The 386-nt window shown below is 59.8% G+C and carries 1 protein-coding gene; it reads right to left on the reverse strand.

All coding sequences use genetic code 11. The features are described from left to right. The coding region (locus MKD49_RS25795) for a hypothetical protein (protein WP_371925517.1) at positions 1-320 on the reverse strand (320 nt) is incomplete at its 3' end. Between the last annotated feature and the right edge of the window lie 66 nt (positions 321-386).

The raw sequence follows: 386 nt of genomic DNA on the forward strand, positions 1-386 counted from the left end.
TTGCCGCTGTTGTCCAGTGCATCGGCATCGATCTGGAGGGTGCTGCCGGCACCGACGTTTTTTTCGTTGGTGAATTTGCCGGTCACTTTCAGGGTCAGCGATTGGACTGCACTGAGCGTGCCGCGATTGTCGAGGGTAGCAGCCTTGAAGTCGGCGCCGGCCCTGCTGCCCATGGTGCCAGCATTGGTGAAGGCAGCGCTTGCGCTGGCGTTGAGAGCCGCTTCCCCGATGAAGCGCCCCTGGTTTTCAATCGCTGCCGCCTCGGCATCGAGTGCCCGTTTTGCTTCGATGCTGCCGCTGTTGAAAAGACGTCCTGCCACACGCAACTGGACGGAATCGTGAGCTGAATAAAGATCTCCCCGATTGGTCAGCGTAGCGGCCTGTAC

The organism is Herbaspirillum sp. WGmk3, from assembly GCF_023952535.1.
Taxonomy (GTDB): Bacteria; Pseudomonadota; Gammaproteobacteria; order Burkholderiales; family Burkholderiaceae_D; genus Herbaspirillum; species Herbaspirillum huttiense.